We start from the raw sequence: 5,610 nt of genomic DNA, 5'->3' as shown, positions 1-5,610 counted from the left end.
TCGCGCACTCGGATGTGATCACGCTCCACGCTCCGGCGACACCCGCGACTTATCATCTGCTCTCGGCCAAGACGTTCGCACGGATGAAGAACGGCGTCATCATCGTCAACACGGCGCGCGGAAGCCTAATCGATTCTCTTGCGCTGATCCAAGCGCTCCGCTCGGGCAAGGTGGCTGGCGCCGGACTCGATGTCCTGCCCGACGAGCCTTTGATCCGCGAGGAGGCCGAACTTATCTGCTCGATCTTCTGCAATCAGCACGACCTGCGCGATCTCGTGGCGGATCATGTACTGCTTCGGATGCCAAACGTAATCGTTACTCCGCATAGCGCTTTCAATACAAGGGAAGCCGTAGGTCGAATAGTCGAGACCACAGTCGCAAATATCCACGCCTTCCTCGAGGGCCATCCGCAGAACATCGTTAGCAGATCGCCATCGCGCATGAATTAAGCGTCGAGGTCTGGATCATCGAAGTCCATCGGGCCAACGTCTTGCGGATGCTGATCGAGCTTAAGGGGTCTTGATGCATGTTGGCGGGTCGTCATGTATGTGCGCCTTTCCCGGGCCGAGGAGCGCGAAGCGCTCGCCGAGTTCGGCGTCGCCTATGAGCGATATATGGCCGAGGTTCCCGCTTTCGTTCCGCGGATCGGAGCCAGGAGGGGGAATCGCAGACGCGGCCAAGTCTGAGAAAGGGACGGAGCGGGGATGCGGTCTTGGATTTAATCCAGGGCCGGCGCGCCTCGGTAAAGACGCTCCCTCTCCATGTCGCTAAAACTAGAGCGACGCACGGGTAACGAACGCGCCTCGCGACCCGAAGGCCCAAAACCTGGGAAATTGAACACGAGCCGGCGCAATATCTTGTATAAAGTCGCCAACAGAGGCGCTGAAACCCTTGTTTCGTCCCCTTTCGGAATTTAGCGTGGCGTCAAGGTGTCCGAGGAGGACCGATCTCGGCATGAATCGTCTGGCTCAGAGACTGCGATTTCGCGCGGCGATCTGTTTGCTCGCGCTTTACGCCACTTGCGTGGTCAGACCTGCGGTCGCGCTCACCTTCGTTCTTGGCGCCGCAGCGACCCACTGCCTGAGCGAGCATCATGGCGCTCTTGCGGCTATGGATCTTCATGGCAACGCGCACAAGCAGCGCGGCGCTCATGCGCATCGCGAGGCAGCGCACAAGAATGTCGATGGCGCTCCAACAAGGGACGGAGACGACCAACAGGAGCGACATGCCTGCGTAGACTGCAGTTTCTCACACTTCGGCGTCGTAGCCAGTAGCGCCATTCCAATCGAGCAGCCTAATCCCACGTCCCCCTTCTTCGTGGTTCTCGACGAAGCTCTGAGCGGTCGCGGACCTAGTCGGATCAGCTGGCCTCCTACAACCGTGCTGCCGATTTGAAAACCAGCGCGGCAGCACGAATCGCGGCCGAACCGGCCGAGTCTCACCTTGAAGTGTAAATCAACAACATGGAACCAGAGGTCGGGTAAGCGACCTATGGCTCGGAGCGTCTGCGTTACATAGATCTGCGGGAACTTGGTCCGCAGCACGCAGTGGCGAGTGAGGAAACCAACCCGGATATCGACAATCGCGTAAGCGGCGCCTTCGACGAGTCGATTTCGAATCGGTTCACTTGGCAGGCGTTTCCACCGAGGCGATGGATGACAGCGGCTTCATCGCCCGCCAAAAGGTCAGCGACTTCCACCACCGCACCTCGACTGTGACTGGTTCAAACCCAGCCTCGCGCAGATAGATCGGTATCTTTCCTTCGAAGGCGTCGGCCGAGGTCCCGACGTGCGACAGCGGCCACAGGACAATCCGCCACAGCACGCTGTCGGACCGGTCTAAGTCGACTACGATCAACCGCCCGCCCGGCCGAAGGACACGGCCAATTTCCTTGAGGCCGCTTCGCTTCACTTCGGCTGGCAGGTGATGGAGGACCAAGCTCAATAGCGCCGCGTCGAAGCTGGAGTCCTCGAAAGGAAGCTCTTCGACAGCAGCCAATTCGAAGGTCGCCCGACTTCCTTCCTGAGCGGCATTGCGGCGGGCGATCCCTATCATCCTCGGACCAGGATCGAAGCCGACGACCTGACCCGAGGACCCGACCGCCTCGGCCGCAAGACGGGTCCATACGCCGCTTCCGCAACCGGCATCGAGGACGCGCTCGCCGGCCTTTAGGGCAGCCACCTCGAGAATTTGTCCCCGGAAAGCGCGACCCAATCCGAGCAACGTGCACAAACGGTCGTAAAAGGGCGCAATCCACTCGATGGTCACGCCATCGGTTTCCGGCGCTAGTACTCCGACACAGTGATTTTGACGGGTTGGTTTTGGATCGGCTGGAGGGCTGGCAAGGCGGTTTGATCGACGAGTATTTTAATGGTTCGCGCAGCGCCGGGTCGTCGTGAGATGAGGCCGGCATGTTCGAGCGTCAGCACCATTTGATGGACTGTAGGCGGCGTGACTTTGAAGAACCGTATCATATCGGCTTCGGCTGGGGGGCGCCCGTTCACTAACGTATATGCGTGAATAAAAGCGAGATACTGCCCCTGTTTTGGGGTGAAATCCGGTCGCGAATCACTGGCGGTTCGATTCATCGAGAGTCCTCGAAAGCGGAGGGCGCACGATGAACATACGCTATCGCGTGGATTTGAACGAGGCGGAACGCAATGAGCTTTCGGCGCTGCTGAGCGGCGGCAAACATGCGGCACGAAAACTCAAGCGTGCGCAAATACTGCTTGCCGCGGACGCAGGCGCCAGCGACGAGACCATCGCCAGCACTGTGAGGGTCAGCGGCTCGACCGTTTACCGGACCAAACGGCGCTTTGTCGAAGGCAATCTGGAACTCGCGCTGAAGGAAGAGCCACGTCCAGGCGCGGCGCGCAAGCTGACCGGCAAGGAAACGGCGTTGCTGGTGGCGACCGCGTGCTCCAACCCGCCCGAGGGACGCAAGCGCTGGACGTTGGACCTGCTGGCCGAAGAGATGGTCAAGCTAACTGAGCATGAAGAGCTGTCGCGGGAAACTGTGCGGCGGCGCTTGGCCGAAGACGACCTGAAACCCTGGCGCAAAGACATGTGGTGCATCCCGCAAGTGGACGGCGCCTATGTCGCCCGCATGGAGGACGTGCTCGACCTTTATGCCGAAGAGGCGGATCAAAAGCGCCCAGTCATTTGCTTCGACGAAAGCCCCACGCAGTTGATTGGCGAGGTCCGGCTGCCGATCCCGGCCGCGCCAGGGAGGCTGGAGCGCTATGATTGCGAATATCGGCGCAACGGCACGGCCAATCTGTTCGTGTTTCTTGATGCGCATAAATCCTGGCGTCACGTGAAGGTCACGGATCACAGAACTGGGAAGGATTTTGCTCATTGCATGCGCGATCTCGTCGATACGCATTATCCCGATGCGGACAGGATCCGCGTCGTGCTCGACAACCTTTCGACCCACAGCTGCGGCGCTCTATACGAAGCTTTCCCCGCACCCGAGGCCCATCGCATTTTGCAGCGGCTCGAGTTCCATTACACGCCAAAGCACGCCAGTTGGCTTAACATGGTTGAAATCGAGATCGGCGTGCTGCGTGGCCAGTGCCTGGATCGCCGCATCGGCGAGCGCGATCGCCTCGTTTCCGAAATCGCCGCGTGGCAGCACCAACGAAATGCTTCCGGCGCGCGCATCGAATGGAAGTTCAACACACAGAAAGCCCGCCAAAAACTCGCCCGGGCCTATCCAGACGCCGCCAAAGAGTCATAATCACTGTGACGAGGTACTAGCTCACTTCCGGCCTCCGGTTGGGACCAACTGAAAATCAAGCCCCATAATATGACGAGCGGACATCCAAGCAGCGCGGTAACAGCCAATGCGTGCCACCAGGTGAGTCCAAAAGCGAGCAGAATGGTGACGGCGAACGCCAAGGATAGCATCGGGTAGAGCCAGGCGTGGTCACGTCTCGATGTTCTCCGCATGTCGTTCCCATCAAATTCTGAAAACCTGCTCCAGTTTCAGGGGCCCGATCTCGCTATCATACAAAAGGGGCTTAATGAATGCCGGCAGCGACGATCGGGTTCCGGGACATTCGGGGTACACGCCCACTCGCGGCAGCCTGGCTTATCGATGGCTTTCATGGCTGTGCGCTCTAAGCTTGTGTCGAAACGGCCATCCGTTCCACACGGGACGCTGGCGATCAGTCAAACTTCACCCGATCCGGCGAGCGGAAGTAGAAAAATGGCCCTCGTAATTGGACTGCACCGCTATGATCGAGTGCCCCACCGCGCGTTCCAAGCCTGCAGCGCTAATGGCGGTTACGAACCTTTTCGCGGGCTTCCATGCCTCAGCAATAGAGAAGAGGAAACCGACTCGTGACGCCTGAGCGCCTCTTCATTCGCGACATCGATCACCCGAGCGGGGACTTGCTTGACTTTGAGATCGTCGAGCGAAAGGGCCTGGGTCATCCGGATACAATCTGCGATGAAATTGCCGAACAGATGAGTTTGGCGCTATCGCGCCTCTATCTCTTGGAATGCGGCGAAGTGCTTCACCACAATGTCGACAAAGCGTTATGCCGCCCCATCGGCAAGCGCTGCATATTGTACGAGGCGCGTGTGATAATGGTCGCCTGAAATTTCCTCCCAAAGATCGAAACAGGGCTCTCGCCAATGCTGAAGCGTATAGTCAAGATCGAATTGGAGCAACGTGTTACCGACGCCTGGTCTATACGATCACGAAACGCGTCAAGCAGGAAAAAGCGCAAGACGGCGAGTGCGCGCAACGCTGGCCCATCATTTTGCGGACGGGCCCAATTGAGAATGTTGAGCGTCCCGTCCGCATTGTAACGCGCTTCGCCGAGGACGCGGTCACGATAGACTTGGCTAAGATCACGGTCGCTGCGCGCGTGAGGGAGGAAAGCCGGATCAATCGCTTGGCGATAATCGCCCCGACGCAAAAAAGCGCGGCCATCGAGTTGACAAAGACCAAGGCTGAAATTGACAAAATCGACGAGATAACGGGTCGCATCCGATCCCAGCGTCTGCTCCGCGAGCAATACGCGTAAAGCGTCAATGACAATCGCTGAATCGCGCACCCAATGGAAAAAATAGTCCGAATTTGGATCGTAAGAAGCGATCTCGGGAGACGCCAGGACGGACCCGGGCGCTGGCCGAATGGTCTGCCCAAAATGGCGGCGAACTTTGACGAGTTCGGTTGCTGAAACCGCCCTGAGCATGGCCGCGTAAGAGAGCAGATATTGCCGCTCCATCCATTCCAAAAGCATGCCCGCATTGTCGCTCATCGCATTTTCTTTCACCGCTGGCTTTTACAGCTCCCTGCGGGGTCCTATTTGAGATGCGGGCTTTGAAATCCGAGGCGACGCAATCCGACCTGCACATCGGGATCCTTCATGAAAAGATCCCACAACAGACCCGTGCGGTGATTTTCGATCATCGCGACGGTAGGTCCCTGGTCGATTGCAAGATAGGTATGGGAGAACCAATCGGCATCTTCGCTGAACGCATCGGTAAAACCAAAACGACCCCAAAGCCTGTCGCCGAGCTTATCGTAAAAATGCCGCATGGCGCGAAGCGCCGCTTCCGGCGCATATGGGAAACTCGACAATGCCGCGGTCGGCG

Annotated in this window: 8 protein-coding genes and 2 pseudogenes; 4 read left to right on the top strand and 6 right to left on the bottom strand. The window is 58.5% G+C overall.

What is annotated here, in order from left to right; genetic code table 11:
* Positions 1-449, top strand: a 449-nt coding sequence (locus QZ964_RS20820; protein ID WP_292534181.1) for an NAD(P)-dependent oxidoreductase, incomplete at its 5' end; no start/stop codon positions are given.
* A gap of 87 nt (positions 450-536) precedes the next feature.
* Positions 537-686, top strand: a pseudogene (locus QZ964_RS20815) (isoprenylcysteine carboxylmethyltransferase family protein); the annotation flags it as partial.
* A gap of 238 nt (positions 687-924) precedes the next feature.
* On the opposite strand, the gene QZ964_RS20810 reads toward QZ964_RS20815, so the two are convergent.
* The 3 genes from QZ964_RS20810 to QZ964_RS20800 all read right to left on the bottom strand — a co-directional run bounded on the left by QZ964_RS20810 (position 925) and on the right by QZ964_RS20800 (position 2,588).
* On the bottom strand, positions 925-1,152 hold the full coding sequence (locus QZ964_RS20810) for a hypothetical protein (RefSeq protein WP_292534178.1): 228 nt from the start codon (positions 1,150-1,152) through the stop codon (positions 925-927).
* Positions 1,153-1,623: 471 nt separating this feature from the next.
* Positions 1,624-2,268: a methyltransferase domain-containing protein gene (locus QZ964_RS20805; RefSeq protein WP_292534175.1), complete on the bottom strand. Its 645-nt coding sequence runs from the start codon at positions 2,266-2,268 to the stop codon at positions 1,624-1,626.
* 17 nt (positions 2,269-2,285) lie between these two features.
* On the bottom strand, positions 2,286-2,588 hold the full coding sequence (locus QZ964_RS20800) for a MarR family transcriptional regulator (protein WP_292534173.1): 303 nt from the start codon (positions 2,586-2,588) through the stop codon (positions 2,286-2,288).
* Between the two features lie 29 nt (positions 2,589-2,617).
* On the opposite strand from QZ964_RS20800, the gene QZ964_RS20795 reads away from it, so the two are divergent.
* Both QZ964_RS20795 and QZ964_RS20790 read left to right on the top strand, forming a co-directional pair.
* Positions 2,618-3,739, top strand: coding sequence for an IS630 family transposase (locus tag QZ964_RS20795; RefSeq protein WP_292534170.1), 1,122 nt, complete (start codon positions 2,618-2,620; stop codon positions 3,737-3,739).
* A 605-nt stretch (positions 3,740-4,344) separates the two neighbouring features.
* Positions 4,345-4,605, top strand: coding sequence for a methionine adenosyltransferase (locus QZ964_RS20790; RefSeq protein ID WP_292534166.1), 261 nt, complete (start codon positions 4,345-4,347; stop codon positions 4,603-4,605).
* Here QZ964_RS20790 and QZ964_RS21670 read toward each other — a convergent pair.
* The 3 genes and pseudogenes from QZ964_RS21670 to QZ964_RS20780 all read right to left on the bottom strand — a co-directional run.
* Complete coding sequence (locus QZ964_RS21670) at positions 4,543-4,677, bottom strand: glycoside hydrolase family 15 protein (RefSeq protein WP_367119305.1); 135 nt, start codon at positions 4,675-4,677, stop codon at positions 4,543-4,545. The two genes, QZ964_RS20790 and QZ964_RS21670, sit on opposite strands and share 63 nt — an antisense overlap.
* A 365-nt stretch (positions 4,678-5,042) precedes the next feature.
* Positions 5,043-5,207: pseudogene (locus QZ964_RS21665) on the bottom strand (glycoside hydrolase family 15 protein); the annotation flags it as partial.
* A 110-nt stretch (positions 5,208-5,317) separates the two neighbouring features.
* Positions 5,318-5,610: glucoamylase family protein (locus tag QZ964_RS20780; protein ID WP_292534163.1), on the bottom strand; the 293-nt coding region annotated here is incomplete at its 5' end.

Source organism: Methylocystis sp., from assembly GCF_021731785.1.
GTDB lineage: Bacteria > Pseudomonadota > Alphaproteobacteria > Rhizobiales > Beijerinckiaceae > Methylocystis.
Note: the sequence above shows the minus strand (reverse complement) of the source record. Positions and strands in the feature narration are given on the sequence as shown.